Origin of the sequence: Aquabacterium sp. J223 (assembly GCF_024666615.1) — a bacterium.
Classification (GTDB): domain Bacteria; phylum Pseudomonadota; class Gammaproteobacteria; order Burkholderiales; family Burkholderiaceae_C; genus J223.
The window spans coordinates 933742-952275 of the sequence record NZ_CP088297.1; the positions used below are offsets into that span (position 1 = coordinate 933742).

General features: G+C 71.9%; 20 protein-coding genes, 1 tRNA gene and 3 pseudogenes. 16 read left to right on the forward strand and 8 right to left on the reverse strand.

Annotation, left to right across the window (positions count from 1 at the left end; all coding sequences use genetic code 11):
• The first annotated feature begins 52 nt into the window (after positions 1–52).
• The 15 genes and pseudogenes from LRS07_RS22180 to LRS07_RS04575 all read left to right on the forward strand — a co-directional run bounded on the left by LRS07_RS22180 (position 53) and on the right by LRS07_RS04575 (position 11130).
• A pseudogene (locus LRS07_RS22180) lies at positions 53–1209 on the forward strand (DUF3734 domain-containing protein).
• A 72-nt stretch (positions 1210–1281) separates the two neighbouring features.
• Complete coding sequence (locus LRS07_RS04510; RefSeq protein WP_260500806.1) at positions 1282–1551, forward strand: BolA family protein; 270 nt, start codon at positions 1282–1284, stop codon at positions 1549–1551.
• A 100-nt stretch (positions 1552–1651) separates the two neighbouring features.
• A pseudogene (gene murA, locus LRS07_RS04515) lies at positions 1652–2918 on the forward strand (UDP-N-acetylglucosamine 1-carboxyvinyltransferase).
• Complete coding sequence (gene hisG / locus LRS07_RS04520) at positions 2915–3592, forward strand: ATP phosphoribosyltransferase (protein ID WP_260500807.1); 678 nt, start codon at positions 2915–2917, stop codon at positions 3590–3592. The pseudogene murA and the gene hisG overlap by 4 nt, the downstream one beginning before the upstream one ends.
• Positions 3589–4905, forward strand: coding sequence for a histidinol dehydrogenase (gene hisD, locus LRS07_RS04525; RefSeq protein WP_260500809.1), 1317 nt, complete (start codon positions 3589–3591; stop codon positions 4903–4905). The genes hisG and hisD overlap by 4 nt, the downstream gene beginning before the upstream one ends.
• 43 nt (positions 4906–4948) lie before the next feature.
• Complete coding sequence (locus tag LRS07_RS04530; RefSeq protein ID WP_260500810.1) at positions 4949–5185, forward strand: CopG family transcriptional regulator; 237 nt, start codon at positions 4949–4951, stop codon at positions 5183–5185.
• Between the two features lie 38 nt (positions 5186–5223).
• Positions 5224–5685 (forward strand): PIN domain-containing protein, encoded by a 462-nt coding sequence (locus tag LRS07_RS04535; RefSeq protein WP_260500811.1) that lies wholly within the window; start codon positions 5224–5226, stop codon positions 5683–5685.
• A complete protein-coding gene (gene hisC, locus LRS07_RS04540; protein ID WP_260500812.1) occupies positions 5682–6764 on the forward strand; it encodes a histidinol-phosphate transaminase in 1083 nt (360 codons plus the stop codon). The genes LRS07_RS04535 and hisC overlap by 4 nt, the downstream gene beginning before the upstream one ends.
• 26 nt (positions 6765–6790) lie before the next feature.
• Positions 6791–7378, forward strand: a complete 588-nt coding sequence (gene hisB, locus LRS07_RS04545) for an imidazoleglycerol-phosphate dehydratase HisB (RefSeq protein ID WP_260500813.1) — start codon at positions 6791–6793, stop codon at positions 7376–7378.
• A 2-nt stretch (positions 7379–7380) separates the two neighbouring features.
• Complete coding sequence (gene hisH / locus LRS07_RS04550; protein ID WP_260500814.1) at positions 7381–8037, forward strand: imidazole glycerol phosphate synthase subunit HisH; 657 nt, start codon at positions 7381–7383, stop codon at positions 8035–8037.
• A 47-nt stretch (positions 8038–8084) separates the two neighbouring features.
• Entirely contained in the window at positions 8085–8831 is a 747-nt protein-coding gene (gene hisA / locus LRS07_RS04555) for a 1-(5-phosphoribosyl)-5-[(5-phosphoribosylamino)methylideneamino]imidazole-4-carboxamide isomerase (RefSeq protein ID WP_260500815.1), read from the forward strand.
• A gap of 66 nt (positions 8832–8897) precedes the next feature.
• The gene (gene hisF / locus LRS07_RS04560; protein ID WP_260500816.1) at positions 8898–9677 is read left to right on the forward strand and encodes an imidazole glycerol phosphate synthase subunit HisF; all 780 of its coding nucleotides are present in this window, start codon (positions 8898–8900) and stop codon (positions 9675–9677) included.
• On the forward strand, positions 9674–10255 hold the full coding sequence (gene rsmD / locus LRS07_RS04565; RefSeq protein ID WP_260500817.1) for a 16S rRNA (guanine(966)-N(2))-methyltransferase RsmD: 582 nt from the start codon (positions 9674–9676) through the stop codon (positions 10253–10255). The genes hisF and rsmD overlap by 4 nt, the downstream gene beginning before the upstream one ends.
• A 14-nt stretch (positions 10256–10269) precedes the next feature.
• A complete protein-coding gene (gene coaD / locus LRS07_RS04570; RefSeq protein ID WP_260500818.1) occupies positions 10270–10788 on the forward strand; it encodes a pantetheine-phosphate adenylyltransferase in 519 nt (172 codons plus the stop codon).
• Positions 10789–10839: 51 nt separating this feature from the next.
• Positions 10840–11130, forward strand: a complete 291-nt coding sequence (locus LRS07_RS04575; RefSeq protein WP_260500819.1) for a YfhL family 4Fe-4S dicluster ferredoxin — start codon at positions 10840–10842, stop codon at positions 11128–11130.
• An 8-nt stretch (positions 11131–11138) separates the two neighbouring features.
• On the opposite strand, the gene LRS07_RS04580 is transcribed toward LRS07_RS04575, so the two are convergent.
• The 8 genes and pseudogenes from LRS07_RS04580 to LRS07_RS04615 form a co-directional block, all read right to left on the reverse strand.
• A complete protein-coding gene (locus LRS07_RS04580; RefSeq protein WP_260500820.1) occupies positions 11139–11609 on the reverse strand; it encodes a hypothetical protein in 471 nt (156 codons plus the stop codon).
• An 82-nt stretch (positions 11610–11691) separates the two neighbouring features.
• Positions 11692–12307: pseudogene (gene pth / locus LRS07_RS04585) on the reverse strand (aminoacyl-tRNA hydrolase); the annotation flags it as partial.
• A 101-nt stretch (positions 12308–12408) separates the two neighbouring features.
• Complete coding sequence (locus LRS07_RS04590; RefSeq protein WP_260500821.1) at positions 12409–13038, reverse strand: 50S ribosomal protein L25/general stress protein Ctc; 630 nt, start codon at positions 13036–13038, stop codon at positions 12409–12411.
• A gap of 105 nt (positions 13039–13143) precedes the next feature.
• Positions 13144–14106, reverse strand: coding sequence for a ribose-phosphate pyrophosphokinase (locus LRS07_RS04595; RefSeq protein ID WP_312028354.1), 963 nt, complete (start codon positions 14104–14106; stop codon positions 13144–13146).
• Positions 14107–14221: 115 nt separating this feature from the next.
• Positions 14222–14298 (reverse strand) — tRNA-Gln (locus tag LRS07_RS04600).
• Between the two features lie 40 nt (positions 14299–14338).
• Positions 14339–15244, reverse strand: coding sequence for a 4-(cytidine 5'-diphospho)-2-C-methyl-D-erythritol kinase (gene ispE, locus LRS07_RS04605; RefSeq protein WP_260500822.1), 906 nt, complete (start codon positions 15242–15244; stop codon positions 14339–14341).
• Between the two features lie 8 nt (positions 15245–15252).
• Positions 15253–15789 carry a lipoprotein insertase outer membrane protein LolB gene (locus LRS07_RS04610; protein WP_260500823.1) on the reverse strand — a complete coding sequence of 179 codons (537 nt, stop codon included), beginning with the start codon at positions 15787–15789 and terminating at the stop codon, positions 15253–15255.
• Positions 15786–17579: a tetratricopeptide repeat protein gene (locus tag LRS07_RS04615; RefSeq protein ID WP_260500824.1), complete on the reverse strand. Its 1794-nt coding sequence runs from the start codon at positions 17577–17579 to the stop codon at positions 15786–15788. The genes LRS07_RS04610 and LRS07_RS04615 overlap by 4 nt, the downstream gene beginning before the upstream one ends.
• A gap of 89 nt (positions 17580–17668) precedes the next feature.
• On the opposite strand from LRS07_RS04615, the gene mutM reads away from it, so the two are divergent.
• A complete protein-coding gene (mutM, locus tag LRS07_RS04620) occupies positions 17669–18505 on the forward strand; it encodes a bifunctional DNA-formamidopyrimidine glycosylase/DNA-(apurinic or apyrimidinic site) lyase (RefSeq protein WP_260500825.1) in 837 nt (278 codons plus the stop codon).
• The last annotated feature ends 29 nt before the right edge of the window (positions 18506–18534 follow it).

An 18534-nucleotide genomic window follows, 5' to 3' on the forward strand; every position in this document is an offset into this window, starting at 1 on the left:
CCCGCATCCCCATGGGGGATCGGCCGGCGCACCCGACGGACGGGGGGCTGTCATGAACCGTCAGGACGGCCTGCCGTTCCAGCGTGTGGCGCTGGTGCTGCAGGGCGGGGGCGCGCTGGGGGCCTACCAGGGCGGCGTCGCGCAGGGACTGCTGGAGGCCGGCCTGCACCTCGACTGGGTCGCCGGCGTGTCGATCGGCGCCATCAACGCGGCGCTGATCGCCGGCAACCCGCCCGAGCGCCGGCTGGCCCGGCTGCGCGAGTTCTGGGAGACGATCTGCCGCCCGGCCTACGGCCAGCCCACCTCGTCGACGCTGGAGGCCGCGGTCGAGCCGCTGGGGGCATCGCCCGGCTGTGGTTCAACGGGCTGCACGCGTGGCGGGCGGTCACCGAGGGCCAGCGCGGCTTCTTCACCCCGCGCGGGCCGGTGGCCTGGTGGCCGTCGGACGACCCGTCGCAGGTGAGCCTGTACGACACCGCGCCGCTGAAGGCCACGCTGGAGCGGCTGGTCGACTTCGACCTGCTCAACCGCGGGCCGACCCGGGTGTCGGTGCTGGCGGTGGACGTCGAGAGCGGCAACCTGGAGGTCTTCGACAGCGCCCGCCAGCGGCTGGGGCCGGAGCACATCCTGGCCTCCGGCGCGTTGCCGCCGGGCTTCCCGCCGGTGCGCATCGGGCTGCGCTGGTTCTGGGACGGCGGGCTGCTGTCCAACACCCCGCTGTCGCTGGTGCTGGACGACGAGCCGCGGCGCGACACGCTGGTCTTCCAGGTCGACCTGTGGAGCGCCAAGGGCGCGATGCCGCGCCACCTGCTGGACGCGCAGGAGCGGGCGAAGGACATCCAGTACTCCAGCCGCACCCGGCAGATCACCGACCGGCTGCGCACCGAGCACGAGGAGCGCGAACTGCTGAAGCGGCTGATCGAGCTGATCCCGCCCGAACGCCGCGAGCACGACGCCACCTGCCGGGAACTGCAGCGCCGCCTGCAGGTGGCCCGCGTGGCGGTGCTGCACCTGATCTACCAGGACAAGGAGTGGGACGGCCTGGCCAAGGACTACGAGTTCGGCGCCCTGACCATGCGCAACCACTGGGACAGCGGGCTGGAGGACGTGAGGCGCACCCTGGCCCACCAGGACTGGCTGCAGTTGCCGCCCGAGCACCAGCCCTTCGTCACCCACGACGTCCACCGCCGGCGCAGCGAGGGCGGGTGACGCCCCGCGGCGGACGGCCCCGCATGCCCCTCGCCCCGGGCCGCGGCCGCCCGCGCCACTAGAATCGGGCCCATGGCCGACCCCACCGCCGACGACGTGCAGCGCTTCATCGCGCAGGGCCTGGCCTGCACGCACCTGGCGGTGGAGGGCGACGGCCGGCACTTCTTCGCCACCATCGTCTCGGCCGAGTTCGACGGGCTGTCGCGTGTGCGTCGCCACCAGCGCGTCTACGCGGCGCTCGGCGACCGCATGCGCGAGCAGATCCATGCGCTGTCGATGAAGACGCTGACCCCCGCCGAATGGTCGGCCGAGGCCGTCGCCCCCAGCCACCACCCCCACTGACCCGATCACCTGCCGGCCTCGCGCGGCGGGTGACCGGCCACGGCGCTGCCAGCGCCTGACGGTTCCCGGCCTGCGGTTTCGGCGCCACCGACCAGCACCGATGGACAAACTGCTCATCCGAGGCGGCCGCCGCCTCCAAGGCGAGGTGCCGATCTCCGGCGCCAAGAACGCCGCCCTGCCCGAGCTCTGCGCGGCGCTGCTGGTCGGCGCACCGGTGGTGCTGGACAACGTGCCGCGCCTGCAGGACGTGGCCACCACGCTGAAGCTGCTGCGCAACATGGGCGTCAAGGCCGAACGCGAGGGCGACGGCGACCGGGTGGTGCTGGACGCTGCGGCGCTGGACCGGCCGGAGGCGCCCTACGACCTGGTCAAGACCATGCGTGCCTCCATCCTGGTGCTGGGCCCGCTGGTCGCGCGCCATGGCCGCGCCCGGGTGTCGCTGCCCGGCGGCTGCGCCATCGGCTCGCGGCCGGTGGACCAGCACATCAAGGGACTGCAGGCGATGGGCGCGACCATCGCCGTGGAGCATGGCTACATCGTCGCCGAGGCGCCGCGGGGCCTGAAGGGCGCGCGCATCACCACCGACATGGTCACCGTCACCGGCACCGAGAACCTGCTGATGGCCGCCGTGCTGGCCGACGGCGAGACCGTGCTGGAGAACGCCGCCCAGGAGCCGGAGGTGACCGACCTGGCGGAGCTGCTGATCGCCATGGGCGCGCGCATCGAGGGCCACGGCAGCGGCCGCATCCATGTGCAGGGCGTGGACGCGCTGCACCCGCCGCAACGACCGCACCGCATCATCCCGGACCGCATCGAGACCGGCACCTTCGCCTGCGCGGTCGCCGCGGCCGGCGGCGACGTGCGGCTGCTGGGCGCCAACGCCGCGCACCTGGGCGCGGTGATCGACAAGCTGGTCGAGGCCGGCGTGCAGGTGGAGGCGGTGGACGGGGGGCCTGCGCGTGCGCGCCGACGGCCGGCCGCGTGCGGTGAGCCTGCGAACCCGCGAGTACCCCGGCTTTCCCACCGACATGCAGGCGCAGTTCATGGCGGTCGACTGCATCGCCGACGGCACGGCGCGCATCGACGAAACCATCTTCGAGAACCGCTTCATGCACGTCAACGAGCTGATCCGCCTGGGCGCCCGCATCGAGATCGACGGCCACACGGCGGTGGTGCACGGCATCCCACAGCTGTCCGGCGCGACGGTGATGGCCACCGACCTGCGGGCCTCCGCCAGCCTGGTCATCGCCGGCCTGGTGGCCGAGGGCGAGACCGTGGTCGACCGCATCTACCACCTGGACCGCGGCTACGACCGCATGGAAGCCAAGCTGCGCCGGCTGGGCGCGGACATCGAGCGCATCCAATGAGCCCACAACTGACCCTCGCGCTCTCGAAGGGCCGCATCTTCGACGAGACGCTGCCGCTGCTGGCGGCCGCCGGCATCGAGGTGGGCGAGGACGTCGAGACCTCGCGCAAGCTCATCCTGCCGACCAACCGGCCCGACCTGCGGGTGGTGCTGGTGCGCGCCACCGACGTGCCCACCTACGTGCAGCAGGGCGGGGCCGACCTGGGTGTGGCCGGGCGCGACGTGCTGCTGGAACACGCCGCGGCGTCGGACGCCATCGCGCTGGTGCAGCCGCTGGACCTGCAGATCGCCCGCTGCCGCATGAGCGTGGCGGTGCGCGCCGACTTCGACTACGCGCGGGCGGTGCGCCAGGGCTCGCGCCTGCGGGTGGCGACGAAATACACCCACACGGCGCGGCAGCACTTCGCCGACAAGGGCGTGCACGTCGACCTGATCAAGCTCTACGGCTCGATGGAGCTGGCACCGCTGACCGGCCTGGCCGACGCCATCGTCGACCTGGTGTCCACCGGCAGCACCTTGAAGGCCAACCACCTGGTGGAGGTGGAGAAGGTGATGGACATCTCCTCGCGGCTGGTGGTCAACCCGGCCTCGCTGAAGCTGAAGCGCGAGCCGATCCGGCGGTTGATCGACGCCTTCGCGGCCACCATCGCCAGGCGCGAAGGGGCGCCGTCGTGAACGGCGTGAAGGTCCGCCGCCTGTCCACCGCGGACGCCGGCTTCGACGCCGACCTGCAGGCGCTGAAGCACTGGTCGGCCGAAGACGACGCCGCGATCGAGCAGCGGGTGGCCGACATCCTGGCCGACGTGCGCACCCGCGGCGACGCGGCGGTGCTGGCGTACACCGCGCGCTTCGACGGCGTGCAGGCCGCGTCGGTGGCCGCGCTGGAGATCCCGCAGGCCGAACTGCATGCGGCGCTCGACCTCGTCACGCCCGCCCAGCGCCGCGCGCTGCAGGCGGCCGCCGACCGGGTGCGCCGCTACCACGAGCGGCAGCTCGAGGCCTGCGGCCGCAGCTGGCAGTACCGCGACGAGGACGGCACGCTGCTCGGCCAGAAGGTGACGCCGCTGGACCGGGTGGGGATCTACGTGCCGGGCGGCAAGGCGGCCTACCCGTCGTCGGTGCTGATGAACGCCATCCCGGCGCACGTGGCCGGGGTGCCCGACATCGTGATGGTGGTGCCCACCCCCCGAGGCGAGCGCAACCCCCTGGTGCTGGCCGCCGCCGCGGTGGCCGGCGTGCACCGCGCCTTCACCGTCGGCGGCGCGCAGGCCGTCGGCGCACTGGCCTACGGCACCGCCACCATTCCCGCGGTGGACAAGATCACGGGACCGGGCAACGCGTACGTCGCCAGCGCCAAGCGACGGGTCTTCGGTCAGGTGGGCATCGACATGATCGCCGGCCCGAGCGAGATCCTGGTGCTGGCCGACGGCAGCACACCGGCCGACTGGGTGGCGATGGACCTGTTCAGCCAGGCCGAGCACGACGAACTGGCGCAGAGCATCCTGCTCTGCCCCGACGCCGCCTACCTGGACGCGGTGCAGCGGGCCATCGACCGCCTGCTGCCCGACATGCCGCGGCGCGACGTCATCCGCGCATCGCTCGAAGGCCGCGGGGCGCTGATCCTCACGCGCGACATGGACGAGGCCTGCGAGATCAGCAACCGCATCGCGCCCGAGCACCTCGAAGTGAGCGCATCCCAACCCGAGCGCTGGGAGCCACTGTTGCGCCACGCCGGCGCCATCTTCCTCGGCGCCTACACCAGCGAAAGCCTGGGCGACTACTGCGCGGGACCGAACCACGTGCTGCCCACGTCGGGCACCGCGCGGTTCTCCTCGCCACTGGGGGTCTATGACTTCCAGAAGCGCAGCAGCCTCATCGGCGTCAGCGAGGCGGGCGCGCAGGTGCTGGGGCCAATCGCGGCCGAACTGGCCCACGGCGAGGGCCTGCAGGCCCACGCCCGGGCGGCGGAACTTCGCCTCAAAGGTTGACACGAAATTCGTGCAACACGAAGATTGTGTCCTTGGAGACGACATGAAAAACCTCACCATCACCGTCGACGACCCCGACCTGGAGTGGGCGCGCATCCAGGCGGCCCGCCAGGGCACCAGCGTCTCTCGCCTGGTCGGTGGCTTCATCTCCGAGATGCGGCGACGCGACGACGCCTACCTGCGCGCCTACGAGGCCTGGAAGTCCGACACCCGCACCTGGGTCAGCGACGGCACCCCCTACCCCAGCCGGGAGCAGACCTACGAACGGAGTGGGCAGTGAGCGTTTGCGCACCGTCGCGCCGAAACCGGGGGGCCCCTGTGAGCGCCGCGTCCGTCTTCGTCGATGCCAACGTGCTGCTCTACAGCGAGGACGGGCGCGACCCGGTCAAGCAGCAGGCCGCCCTCAAGTGGCTGGACACGCTGTGGCAGCGCCAGTGCGGCCGGCTGTCCAGCCAGACCTTGAGCGAGTTCTACGTCAACGCCACGCGCAAGATCCGACCGGCCCTGCCGGCCGGGGAGGCGCGCGCCAAGGTGCGCCGCTTCGCCGCCTGGCAGCCCTGGCAGATCGACGCGGCCACGCTCGAATCGGCATGGGCGGTGGAAAGCCGGTTCGGCCTGCACTTCTGGGACAGCCTGGTCATCGCCGCCGCCCAGCACATGGGCTGCCGCTACGTGTTGAGCGAGGACATGGCCGACGGCCAGGACTACGGCTCCGTGCAGGTCGTCAGCCCGTTCGGCCATGGCCCCGAGTTGCTGGACCAGCCGGAGGCCCTGCGATGAGCCGCTACTGGAGCGAGGTGGTCCACACCCTGACGCCCTACGTGCCGGGCGAGCAGCCGCGCATCGAGGGCCTGGTCAAGCTCAACACCAACGAATGCCCCTACGGCCCCGGCCCCTTGGTGCTGAAGGCCATCGCCGCGCAGGCCACCGAAGCGCTGCGGCTGTACCCCGATCCGCAGGCGCTGGCGCTGAAGCAGGCCATCGCCCGCCACCACGGCCTGCAGCCGGCGCAGGTGTTCGTCGGCAACGGCTCGGACGAGGTGCTGGCGCATGCCTTCATGGCGCTGCTGCGCCACGCCGCACCCCTGCTGTACCCGGACATCTCGTACAGCTTCTACCCCGTGTACGCCCGGCTGTACGGAATCGACACGCGCGAGATCCCGCTTGCCGGCGACTTCTCGGTGCGCGTCGACGACTACCTCGCGGCCGGTCGCAACGCCGGCATCGTGCTGCCCAACCCCAACGCGCCCACCGGCGTGGCGCTGCCGCTGTCCGAGGTGACGCGGCTGCTGGAGGGCAACCGCGACTCGGTGGTGGTGATCGACGAGGCGTACGTCGATTTCGGCGCCGAGTCGGCGGCCACGCTGGTCGACCGCTTCCCGCAACTGCTGGTGGTGTGCACGCTGTCGAAGTCGCGCGCGCTGGCCGGCCTGCGGGTCGGTTATGCGCTGGGCGACGCGGCACTCATCGAGGCGCTGACGCGGGTCAAGGACAGCTTCAACTCCTACCCGCTCGACCGGCTGGCGATCGCCGGGGGTGTGGCGGCGATCGAGGACCAGGCCTGGTTCGACGCCACCCGCCGCAGGGTCATCGCCACCCGCGAGCGCATGACGGCCGCGCTGGCGCGGCGGGGCGCCGAGGTCTTGCCTTCGTCGGCGAACTTCGTCTTCGCCCGCTTTCCCGGGCACGATGGGGCGGCGCTGGCCGCGGCCCTGCGTGAACAGCGGGTGCTGGTGAGACACTTCGCGCGCCCGCAGCGCATCGCTCCCTTCCTGCGCATCACCGTGGGCACCGACGAGCAGACCGACGCCCTGCTGGCCGCGCTGGACCGGGTGCTCGGCGCGCCCACCGATTCCTGACCCCCGCCCTCCGGTACAGATCCGCCATGCGCACCGCCCAGGTTTCCCGCAACACCCAAGAGACGCGCATCAGCGTCACCGTCAACCTCGACGGCACCGGCGCGGCCACGTTGCACACCGGCATCGGCTTCTTCGACCACATGCTCGACCAGATCGCGCGCCACGGGCTGGTCGATCTCGACATCCAGGTCGAAGGCGACCTGCACATCGACGGACACCACACGGTGGAGGACGTGGGCATCACGCTGGGCCAGGCGGTGGCCAAGGCCGTCGGCGACAAGAAGGGCCTGGTGCGCTACGGCCATGCCTACGTGCCGCTGGACGAGGCGCTGTCGCGGGTGGTGATCGACTTCAGCGGCCGGCCCGGCCTGCACATGGACGTGCCCTTCACCGCCGGCATGATCGGCGGCTTCGACACGCAGCTGGCCTTCGAGTTCTTCCAGGGCTTCGCCAACCACGCGCTGGTGACGCTGCACATCGACAACCTCAAGGGCGTGAACGCGCACCACCAGTGCGAAACGGTGTTCAAGGCCTTCGCCCGTGCGCTGCGCATGGCCCTGGCCATCGACCCGCGCGCCGCCAACGTGGTGCCCTCGACCAAGGGCAGCCTGTAGCCATGGGCTTCGTGGCGGTGGTCGACTACGGCATGGGCAACCTGCGCTCGGTGTCGCAGGCGGTGCTGCATGCGGCGGCCGGCACCGGCGCGAAGGTGGTCGTCACCGACCGGCCCGACGAGGTGCGCGCCGCCGAACGTGTGGTGCTGCCCGGCCAGGGCGCGATGCGCGACTGCATGGCGCGTCTGGCCGAATCCGGCGTGAAGGAGGCGGTGCTGGAAGCCGCCGCCGGCAAGCCGCTGATGGGTGTGTGCGTCGGCATGCAGATGCTGCTCGACCACAGCGAGGAGCAGGACACGCCGGGCCTGGGCCTGATCCCCGGCGTGGTGGCACGCTTCCGCCTCGAGGGACAGCTCCAGCCGGATGGCAGCCGCTACAAGGTGCCGCAGATGGGCTGGAACCGGGTGTTCCAGCGCGACCATGGCGGTGGCCCGCACCCCATGTGGGCCGGCGTGCCCGACGGTGCCTATTTCTACTTCGTCCACAGTTATCACGCGGTCCCGGCGGACACCTGTCACAGCGCGGGGGAAACCGACTACGGGGCGCGCTTTACCAGTGCGGTGGCCCGGGATAACATTTTTGCGACCCAGTTCCATCCCGAGAAAAGCGCGGCGCACGGTTTGGCCCTGTATCGCAACTTCCTTTTCTGGAAGCCCTGAGCACAGTTTCTCGCCTTCTCGGCGCCCCTGTCCCAACGACCCCCGCCATGCTGCTGATCCCGGCGATCGATTTGAAAGACGGCAAGTGCGTGCGCCTCAAACAGGGCGACATGAACGACAGCACCACCTTCGGTGAGGACCCCGCCGCCATGGCACGGCGCTGGGTCGAAGCCGGTGCCCGCCGGCTGCACCTGGTGGACCTGAACGGCGCCTTCGCCGGCAAGCCGGTCAACGAGCCGGCCATCAAGGCCATCATCAAGGCGGTGGGCGACGAGATCCCGGTGCAGCTGGGCGGCGGCATCCGCGACCTGGACACCATCGAACGCTACCTCGACGACGGCCTGAGCTACGTCATCATCGGCACCGCCGCGGTGAAGAGCCCGGGCTTTCTCAAGGACGCCTGCTCCGCCTTCGGCGGCCACATCATCGTCGGGCTCGACGCCAAGGACGGCAAGGTGGCCACCGACGGCTGGAGCAAGCTCACCGGCCACGAGGTGGTCGACCTGGCGAAGAAGTTCGAGGACTACGGCGTCGAGGGCGTGATCTACACCGACATCGGCCGCGACGGCATGCTCTCGGGCATCAACATCGAGGCGACGGTCAAGCTGGCGCAGGCGCTGACCATCCCGGTGATCGCCTCCGGCGGCCTGTCCGACCTGGCCGACATCGAACGCCTGTGCGCGGTGGAGGGCGAGGGCGTGACCGGCGTCATCTGCGGCCGCTCCATCTACACCGGTGCGCTCGACTTCGCCGAGGCCCAGGCCCGCGCGGACGAACTGAGCGACGTCGCCTGACGCCACGCGCGACGCGTCCTCCGCCTCCTCTCCCTTCGGGCCGGTGCGCCCGGTGAAAGCCCCGCCGTGCTGGCCAAACGCATCATTCCCTGCCTCGACGTGACCGGCGGCCGCGTGGTCAAGGGCGTCAACTTCGTCGAACTGCGCGACGCCGGCGACCCGGTGGAGATCGCCGCCCGCTACAACGAGCAGGGCGCCGACGAGCTGACCTTCCTCGACATCACCGCCACCAGCGACGGCCGCGACCTGATCCTGCACATCATCGAGGCGGTGGCCTCGCAGGTGTTCATCCCGCTCACCGTGGGCGGCGGCGTGCGCACGGTGGACGACGTGCGCCGGCTGCTCAACGCCGGTGCCGACAAGGTCAGCTTCAACTCGGCGGCGGTGGCCAACCCGCAGGTCATCCGCGACGCCTCCGACCGCTACGGCGCGCAATGCATCGTGGTGGCCATCGACGCCAAGCGCCGGCAGGCCGACGACCTCACGGCCCGTGGCCCGGGCTGGGACGTCTACACCCATGGCGGGCGCAAGAACGTCGGGCTGGACGCGGTGGCCTGGGCCCGGCAGATGGCCGAGCACGGCGCCGGCGAGATCCTGCTCACCAGCATGGACCGCGACGGCACCAAGGTCGGCTTCGACCTCGAGCTCACCCGCGCGGTCAGCGACGCGGTGCCGGTGCCGGTGATCGCCTCCGGTGGCGTCGGCGCGCTGGAGCATCTGGCCGAGGGCATCCAGGTCGGCGGTGCCGATGCCGTGCTGGCGGCGAGCATCTTCCACTACGGCGAGTTCACCGTCGGCCAGGCCAAGGCGCTGCTGGCCGAACGCGGCGTGCCGGTGCGCCAGTGACACCGGCCGCCGGCCGCACCGTGCCGCGCGAGGTGCGGCTGATCGGCGGGCGATGGAAGCGCCGCAAGCTGCCGGTGGCCGACCGGCCGGGCCTGCGGCCCACCCCGGACCGGGTGCGCGAGACGCTGTTCAACTGGCTGGGCCAGGACCTCACCGGCTGGCGCTGCCTGGACGCCTTTGCCGGCAGCGGGGCGCTGGGCTTCGAGGCCGCCTCCCGCGGGGCGGTGGAGGTGGTGCTGCTGGAGCGCGATGCGGCGCTCGCCGCCAGCCTGCGCCAGGTGCGCGAGCGGCTGCAGGCCGGGCCGCCGGTGCGCATCGAATGCGCCGACGCCCTGAAGTGGATGGCCGCCCAGCCCGCCCACCGCTTCGACCTGGTCTTCCTCGACCCGCCGTTCGACGCCGGGCTGTTCGCTCCGGCGCTCGACGCCGCCGCGCGGCTGCTGCCGCCGGGCGGCTGGGCCTACCTCGAAGCGCCCGAGCCGCTGCCGACCGTGGCGCCCGGCGCGACCGGCTGGCGCCTGCACCGCGACGGCCGCGCCGGGGCGGTGCATTTCCACCTGCTGCAACGCGAGGGCTAAACTGCCTTCGCCGCATGACCGCCGGAGCCGCCAACGTGACCACCGCCGTGCGCATCACCGCCGTCTACCCCGGCACCTTCGACCCCTTCACCCTCGGCCACGTCGACCTCATGCGGCGCGCTGCCCGGCTGTTCGAACGGGTCATCGTCGCGGTGGCCGCCGGCCACCACAAGCGCACCATGTTCAACCTCGACGAGCGGCTGGACATCGTGCGCGAGCTGGCCCGGCCCTATGGCAACGTCGACGTCACCCCCTTCGAGGGGCTGCTGCGCGACTTCGTGGTCGGGCAGGGCGCCAGCGTGGTGGTGCGCGGCCTGCGGGCGGTGAGCGACTTCGAGTACGAGTTCCAGATGGCGGGCATGAACCGCCAGCTCATGCCCGACGTGGAGACGCTGTTCCTCACGCCCAGCGACCAGTACCAGTTCGTCTCCGGCACCTTCGTGCGCGAGATCGCCACGCTGGGCGGCGACGTCTCCAAGTTCGTCGCGCCCACCGTGTTGCAGCGGCTGAAGGAACGAGTCGGCCGCGCCTGAGTCGGACCGCTTCGCGCTTCTTCCCTTCCACGCCGACCGGACCCGCCCACCATGGCTTTGATGATCACCGACGAGTGCATCAACTGCGACGTCTGTGAGCCCGAGTGCCCCAACCAGGCCATCGCCATGGGGGAGGAGCACTACCTCATCGACCCCGACCGCTGCACCGAATGCGTCGGCCACTTCGACGAGCCGCAGTGCGTGCAGGTGTGCCCGGTGGAGTGCATCCCGCTGAACCCGCAGCGGGTGGAGCCGCAGCCGGTGCTCTGGGCGAAGTACCGTCGGCTGCAGTCCGGCGTGGCCGCCAGCAACGCGACGACCGGCACGACCGAAGTCGGCTGAGGCGCCGTTCAGCGCCCGGCGGCCGGCGCCTGCCCCGGCAGCGTCGCCCGGTAAGGGGCCGACATCGGCGCAACGCCGTCCAGCGGTCGGATCACCCGGGGGCCAACGCCCGGCGCCCGCCAGGGCAGCACCGGTCCCGGCCGGACCGCGGGTGCCTGCGCGAACGGCAGGCGGGCGGGGATGCCGGGCGCCTCGGCGGAGGCGGCGAGCGCCAGCTGCCGGGACTGCAGCCGTTCCCGCTGCTGCCGCTCCCGTGCCAGCGCGTCCGCCGTCGCCGCCAGTCGCTGGTGGGTCTCGGCCGCCGCCTGCCGTTGCTGCACGCTGCGCGCGTCGGCGGCATCCACGCCGACGCCGCCGGCGCAGGGCGTCTGCTGGTAGATGCGGCCTTCGGGGCCGCAGCGGTAGACCGTCGTGGCCAGCGCCGGGCCGCCGGCCAGGGCGAGGACCGCTGTCGCAAGGAAGAGGGGCAGACGGAACATGACGGCCTCCTGCGGAGCAAGGTGATCGGTCAGGGCGTGGGCGTGGGCGGCGGTGGCTCGGCGTCGGTGCCCACCGGCACGGGGGCCGGGGGGCGGGCCGTGGCGGCTTCGGTGGCTTCGGCGCCGCCGGGCGCGCGTTGAGCTGCATGGCCACGCGTTCCATCTCGCCGGCCAGCAGGCCGTCGAGCGAGGACAACGAGCGGTCGATGCAGCCGTCGATCAGCTCGCGCTCGGACAGCGGCGGCTTGCGCAGCACGTAGTGGATCACCTCGGCCTTGACACCGGGGTGGCCGATGCCGAGGCGCAGCCGCCAGAAGTCGGCGCTGCCCAGCTGGGCGTGGATGTCCTTCAGCCCGTTGTGTCCGGCGTGGCCCCCCACCCTGCTTGAGCTTCATCTGGCCGGGCAGCAGGTCCAGTTCGTCGTGGGCCACCAGCACCTCGTGCGGGGCGATCTTGAAGAAGCGCGCCAGCGCCGCCACCGACTTGCCGGACAGGTTCATGTAGGTCTGCGGCTGCAGCAGCCAGACCGGCCCGGCCGGCCGGTTCACCCTCGCCACCAGGCCGTGGTAGCTGCGGTCGGGAACCAGCCGGGCGTCGAGGCGGCGCGCCACCGCATCGACCCACCAGAAGCCGGCGTTGTGGCGGGTGTCGTCGTATTCGGGGCCCGGGTTGCCCAGGCCGACCAGCAGTCGAATCATGATGGGGATTATTCAGCGACGGCCCACAAGACAAAGCCCCACCGAGGTGGGGCTTTGGGGCGGGAGGGTCCCCCCTGCAGGAGGGAGACCGGAGGCGGGGCTTACTTCTTGCCCTTGGCCTTCTTCGCCGGGGCGGCCGCCGGCGCCGCGGCGGCGGGCGCCACTTCCTCTTCGACCACCGGCTCGGTGACCGACACGATCACCGGGTTCGGCTTGCCGTGCGTCACCACCTTCACGCCGGCGGGCAGCTTGAGGTCGTTGACGTGCAGCGAACTGCCCTTCTGCAGTTCACCGAGGTCGATGGTGAGGAACTCGGGCAGCTGCGAGGCCAGGCACTGGATCTCCAGCTCGGTGGCGACGTGGTTGACGAGGCACTTGTCGGTCTTCACCGCGGGGGAGTTCTCCTCGTTGGTGAAGTGCAGCGGGATCTTCTTGGTGATGCGGGTGGTGGCGTCCACGCGCTGGAAGTCGATGTGCTGCACGATGGGCTTCCAGGGGTGCATCTGGAAGTCGCGCAACAGGACCTTCTCGGTCGCGCCGGCCAGTTCCATCTCGAGGATGGAGGCGTGGAAGGCCTCCTTCTTCAGCGCGTGGAACAGCGCGTTGTGGTCGAGCTCGATCATGCGCGGCTCGCCGGCGCCATAGACGATGCCGGGCACCTTGCCCGCATGGCGCAGGCGGCGGCTCGCTCCGGTCCCCTGCTGAGTGCGCTCGAAAGCGACGAACTTCATGGTTCAACTCCATGTTGGGGCGCCCGCGACCAGGCGCCCTAGTTAGAAGCGGGCCAACGGCCCGCCCACCGAAAAGGGCCTCGCAACGCGGGGCCCGCTGTCTCATCAGAAGTTGCTGTTCTGCTCCGCGAACAGCGACGTCACCGATTCGCCATCGGAGATGCGGCGGATGGTCTCCGCGAACAGGAAGGCCACCGACAGCTGGCGGATGTTCGGGCAGGCCTGGCCGGCATCGTTCAACGGGATGGTGTTGGTGATGACCACCTCGTCGAGCTGCGAGGCCTTGATGCGCTCGATCGCCGGACCGGAAAACACCGGATGGGTGCAGTACGCGAAGACGCGCTTGGCGCCGCGTTCCTTCAGCACCTCCGCCGCCTTCACCAGCGTGCCGGCGGTGTCGATCATGTCGTCCATGACCACGCAGTTGCGGCCTTCGATCTCGCCAATGACGTGCATCACCTCGGAGACGTTGGCCTTGGGCCGGCGCTTGTCGATGATGGCCAGGTCGCAGCCCAGCTGCTTGGCCAGCGCGCGGGCGCGCACCACGCCGCCGACGTCGGGGCTCACCACCACCAGGTCGGGGTAGGCCTTGCTCTTGAGGTCGGACAGCAGCACCGGGGACGCGTAGATGTTGTCCACCGGGATGTCGAAAAAGCCCTGGATCTGGTCGGCGTGCAGGTCCATCGTCAGCACGCGCTCGACGCCCACGGTCTCCAGCAGGTTGGCCACCACCTTGGCGCTGATCGGCACCCGCGTCGAGCGCGGACGGCGGTCCTGGCGGGCGTAGCCGAAGTACGGCATCACCGCGGTGATGCGTCGGGCGCTGGCGCGCTTCAACGCATCGACCATGATGAGCAGTTCCATCAGGTTCTCGTTGGTCGGGCAGCAGGTGGGCTGGACGACGAAGACGTCGCGTGCCCGCACGTTCTGCTGGATCTCTACCGTCACCTCGCCGTCGGAGAAGCGGCCCACCTGCGCCCGGCCCAGTTCGACACCCAGGTGGGTGGCGATCTCCTGCGCCAGCGCCGGATTCGCATTGCCGGTGAACAGCACGGTGTTGAACAGCACGGTGGACTCTCGTGGCAAGGCGATGGAGGGGACGCTCGACGCGGTGCCCCGCACCGGGAAAGGTCAGCGCCGGCGGATGCTGGAACGGGAACGGACCGGCGACGTCGAGAAGCTTTGGCAGGGGAGGAAGGACTCGAACCCTCGCATGTCGGAATCAAAATCCGATGCCTTAACCAACTTGGCGACTCCCCTACACAGGCGCCGGCTTCGCAGCCCACGCCTTCACAACCCTTCAGTCCGACCAGTCCCGCAAGGGATGCCGGTCCAGACTGCGGCACATCCGACCCACCCAGCCCGGCGGCAGGTCTTGCAACCGCTTTGCCGGTCCGGTCGCCGATGAAGCATCGGCTGTGCCGCCTTCCCCCGCATACCGCGCCGTCGGCAGGAGCCTGGCGAACACCGCGCTGCCGGAACCGGTCATGCGGGCGTTGCCGAAGCGCGCCGTCAGCCACTCCAGCGCCTGGCCGACCTGCGGCTCGAGCGCCTTCGCGGCCGGCTCCAGGTCGTTTCGACCGAAACCACTCGCGTCTGCGGGAAAGCCCGTGACTATAACAGGCTCGGTGTTCCGCACCAACTGCGGGCTGCGGAAGATGTCCGCGGTGGCGATGTGCGCGGGTGGCTTCACCACCGCGAAGTGCATGGGCGCCAGCGTGGGCAGCGGCGTCAGCCGTTCGCCGATGCCCTCGACGAAAGCGCTGTCGCCGCCGATGAAGAAGGGCACGTCGGCGCCCAGCGTCAGGCCCAGCGCCAGCAGCCGCTCGCGCGGCCAGCGCAGGCCCCACAGCCGGTTCAGCCCGAGCAGCACGGTGGCCGCGTCCGAACTGCCGCCGCCCAGCCCGGCACCGCTGGGCAGCCGCTTGTGCAGGTGGATGTCCACGCCGAGGGCGCAGCCGCTGGCCTGCTGCAATGCGCGGGCGGCGCGCAGGCAGAGGTCGTCCTCGGGCACCGCCTCGGCGAGGTCGTGGCGCCGCAGGGCACCGTCGCGGCGCAGTTCGAGGTGCACCGTGTCGCACCAGTCGAGGAGCACGAACACCGACTGCAGCAGGTGGTAGCCGTCGTCGCGCCGGCCGGTCACGTGCAGGAAGAGGTTGAGCTTGGCCGGCGCCGGCAGCTCGTACAGGCCGAGCGGCGAGTTCATGGCGGCACTCATGACGACCGGTCCAGCCGCACACGCAGCTGCACGGCCGGCGGCCGCTCCCGACGTGCGTCGAGCCGTCCTTCGCTCAGGCCCTGCGTGTCCACCCGCCACTCCAGCTGCTCGAAGCCGCCGTCCACCGGCCGGCTGGCGGCGCCCGGCCACGGCATGCCGCGCAGCCAGTCGACCAGCGCCTGCAGCGGCAGCGGCTCGCCCAGCAGCGCCTGCGCCAGCGCGGCCAGCGACTCGAACTGCCGCTCGCCGCTGCCGTCGCGCAGCACCGCGCGGCGCTCGGTCCATTGCGCCTCGGCCAGCACGTTGCCCAAAGGTGTCGCCAGGCGCAGCGTGCCGTTGCGGGCGTCGCCCTGGAGTTCGAAGGCGGCGCTCATGCGTTGCGCCGGCTGCTCGCCGGTGGCGTCCACCGCCAGCGACAGCCGGCCGTTCAGCGGCTCGACGGGCGCACCGTCCTGCTGCCGCGGGACGCTGGTGCAGCCGGCCAGCAGCAACACGCCGGCCAGCGCCAGCAGCGGGCGACGTGCAAGGTTCACAGGTCGATCTTCAGCCGCCGCACGGCCTCTCGCAGCACCTCGTTGTCGGGCTCCTTGGCCCGCGCGTCGCGCAGCACCCGGCGCGCCTCGTCGGCCTGGCCCTCCACCCACAGCACCTCGCCGAGGTGGGCGGCGATCTCGACGTCGGGCCGGGCGGTGTAGGCCTGGCGCAGCAGGCGCAGCGCCTCCTGGCGGTTGCCGAGCCGGAACTCGACCCAGCCCAGGCTGTCGGTGATGAAGGGATCGCCGGGCGCCATCGACAGCGCCTTCTCGATCAGCGCCTTGGCCTCGGGCAGCCGCTGGTTGCGATCGGCCAGCGAATAGCCCAGCGCGTTGTAGGCGTGCTGGTGGTCGGGCTTGAGCTCGATCACCCGCTTGAGCAGCCGCTCCATCGCCTCGTTGCGCTCCAGCTTCTCTTCCATCATGGCCTGCTCGTACAGCAGGTCCGGGTTGTCGGGGAAGCGCTTGTTGGCCGCGGCCAGCACCTCGGCCGCGTCGCGCCAGCGCTTGACCTCGCGCAGCACCTGCGCCTCGGCCAGCAGCTTGGCGCGCACGTCGTCGTCGTTGCGTTCCGGCACCTGCCGGACCATCGCCCGGGCGGACCGCACGTCGCCCTCCCGGGCCTTCAGCATCGCCCGGCGCAGCTGCACCGTCAGCGCCTGTTGCGGGTCGGCGATGCGCGACAGCCAGCCCTCGGCGCCGGCCAGGTCGCCGCGCTGCTCGGCGGCCTGGGCCATCAGCAGCCAGGCCTGCGTGCGTTCGGCACGCAGATCCTCGCTGTCCGGCGCCGACTCGACCAGCTGCAGGTAGCGCTGCAGCGACTGCTGCGCGGCCTGGCTCTGCTTCAGCTCCACCTGCAGCGCGCCCAGGCTGAGCCAGGGCCCGGGGCGGTCCGGCGTGCTGCGCGTCAGCCGTTCCAGCTGCGCGGCGGCTTCGCCATGCCGCTGCGCGTTGACGAGCAACCGCACGTAGGCCAGCCGCACCGCTTCCTGCGCATCGGGCTGCGTGAGGTAGCGCTGCACCACCGCCTCGGCGGCCGGCAGGCCCGGCAGCAGGTCCATCGCCACCAGCGCGGGACCCGGTGCGCCGGGGTCCGCCGCCTGCGCCTTGGTGGCCTCCTCCAGCGCCCGGGCGTTGTCGCCGGCGCCGAGCCACACGCGCGCCAGCGCGGTGCGGGCGGCGGCGGCCGTGGGCGGTGCCTCGAGGTAGGGGCCGAGCAGGTCCTGCACCAGCGTGGCGGCCTCCTGCCGGTTGCTGCCGCGAAGCAGCAGTCCGGGCAGCGAGGCGATCAGGCCGCCGCGTTCGTCGCCGGTGCTGGCCGACAGCAGCGCGCGCAGCGGCACCACCGCCTCGGCCGGCCGGTTCAGCGCGACCAGCAGCTGCGCCTCGAAGCGCATCGCCTCGGGATCGACCGGCAGGGCGATGCGCCAGGCGCGGGTGGCCTCCAGCGCCTGCGCGCCGGCCCGCGCCTGCAGCGCGATCTCGACGCTGCGACGAAAAAGCGCCGGGTCACGGGTGCGCCGGGCGGCGTCGAGCAGGAGCTGGAACGCCGTGCCGGGCTCCCCGCTGCGCAGCTCCATCTCGCCGACCAGCAGCTGGTAGAACAGCGGCGCGTCCAGGCCCGACGGCTGCACGGCGGTGGCCGCCGGCGCGGCCTCGGTCACCGGGGCCGGGGCCTGCGCCCGCAGCGGCGCGCTGGCGCCGAGGCACAGGGCCAGGGCCACGGCCAGCGTCGTCGGTCGGAAAGCGCCGGCGTTGCGGAACGGTCGGCGCGGGGAAGGCGGGGACATCGGCTCTCCTGGGAGGGTCCGGACCATTCTATGGAGCGTGTTGTCCCGGCCGCGGCAGCGGTCGGGACGGCCCTTCGATAATGCACGGCATGCCCGAGATGCCCGAGGTCGAGGTCACGAGACGAAGCCTGGCCGACCGGCTGCAGGGCGCGCAGGTGCTGGCCGCCCGGCTGGGCGCGCCGCTGCGGTGGCCGTTGGGCCGTGAGGTCGACAGCCTGCCCGGCCATCTGGCCGGTGCGCTGCAGCGCCGGGGCAAGTACCTCTGGCTGCCGCTGGACGGCCCGGCGCCCGGCGGGCTGCTGCTGCACCTGGGCATGTCGGGCTCGCTGCACCTCGACGAGGCCGCCCGCGCGCTGCCCGAGCCGCGGCCGCGGCATGTGCACTTCGAGCTGCTCACCGACCGCGGGCTGCTGGCGCTGACCGACCCGCGGCGCTTCGGCGCGGTGGTGTGGTCGGCAGCGCTGGACCAGCCGCCGGCCGCCGGGCTGCTGGCCCGCCTGGGCCATGAGCCCTTCGACCCGGCCCTCACGCCCGCCCTGCTGCACGACGGCCTGAGGCGCCGCCGCAGCGCGGTGAAGGCGGCGCTGCTGGCGGGCGACATCGTCGTCGGCGCCGGGAACATCTACGCCTGCGAGGCGCTGCACGCGGCCGGCATCGACCCGCGCACCCGCAGCGACCGGCTCAGCCGGCCCCGCGCCGAGCGGCTGCTGGTCTCGCTGCGGTCCACGCTGGACCGGGCGCTGGCGCTCGGCGGCTCCACCCTGCGCGACTTCCGCGACGCCCACGGCATGGCCGGTGCCTTCCAGTCGTCGGCGGGCGTCTACGGGCGGGAAGGCCAGCCCTGCCCACGCTGCGGGACGCCGGTGCGGCGCATCGTCCAGCAGCAGCGGTCCAGCTTCTTCTGCCCGGGCTGCCAGAAGCGTTGAACGGCGCTGACGGGCGCTGCAGGCAGCGT

What these genes read in the sequence shown, in the direction of transcription:
- LRS07_RS04530 (WP_260500810.1), top strand. Translation starts at nt 4,949, where the DNA reads ATGAAAAACCTCACCATCACCGTCGACGACCCCGACCTGGAGTGGGCG.
- hisA (WP_260500815.1), top strand. Translation starts at nt 8,085, where the DNA reads ATGCTGCTGATCCCGGCGATCGATTTGAAAGACGGCAAGTGCGTGCGC.
- hisB (WP_260500813.1), top strand. Translation starts at nt 6,791, where the DNA reads ATGCGCACCGCCCAGGTTTCCCGCAACACCCAAGAGACGCGCATCAGC.
- coaD (WP_260500818.1), top strand. Translation starts at nt 10,270, where the DNA reads ATGACCGCCGGAGCCGCCAACGTGACCACCGCCGTGCGCATCACCGCC.
- mutM (WP_260500825.1), top strand. Translation starts at nt 17,669, where the DNA reads ATGCCCGAGATGCCCGAGGTCGAGGTCACGAGACGAAGCCTGGCCGAC.
- hisG (WP_260500807.1), top strand. Translation starts at nt 2,915, where the DNA reads ATGAGCCCACAACTGACCCTCGCGCTCTCGAAGGGCCGCATCTTCGAC.
- hisH (WP_260500814.1), top strand. Translation starts at nt 7,381, where the DNA reads ATGGGCTTCGTGGCGGTGGTCGACTACGGCATGGGCAACCTGCGCTCG.
- LRS07_RS04580 (WP_260500820.1), bottom strand. Translation starts at nt 11,609, where the DNA reads ATGTTCCGTCTGCCCCTCTTCCTTGCGACAGCGGTCCTCGCCCTGGCC.
- ispE (WP_260500822.1), bottom strand. Translation starts at nt 15,244, where the DNA reads ATGAACTCGCCGCTCGGCCTGTACGAGCTGCCGGCGCCGGCCAAGCTC.
- LRS07_RS04590 (WP_260500821.1), bottom strand. Translation starts at nt 13,038, where the DNA reads ATGAAGTTCGTCGCTTTCGAGCGCACTCAGCAGGGGACCGGAGCGAGC.
- LRS07_RS04575 (WP_260500819.1), top strand. Translation starts at nt 10,840, where the DNA reads ATGGCTTTGATGATCACCGACGAGTGCATCAACTGCGACGTCTGTGAG.
- hisC (WP_260500812.1), top strand. Translation starts at nt 5,682, where the DNA reads ATGAGCCGCTACTGGAGCGAGGTGGTCCACACCCTGACGCCCTACGTG.
- LRS07_RS04615 (WP_260500824.1), bottom strand. Translation starts at nt 17,579, where the DNA reads ATGTCCCCGCCTTCCCCGCGCCGACCGTTCCGCAACGCCGGCGCTTTC.
- LRS07_RS04510 (WP_260500806.1), top strand. Translation starts at nt 1,282, where the DNA reads ATGGCCGACCCCACCGCCGACGACGTGCAGCGCTTCATCGCGCAGGGC.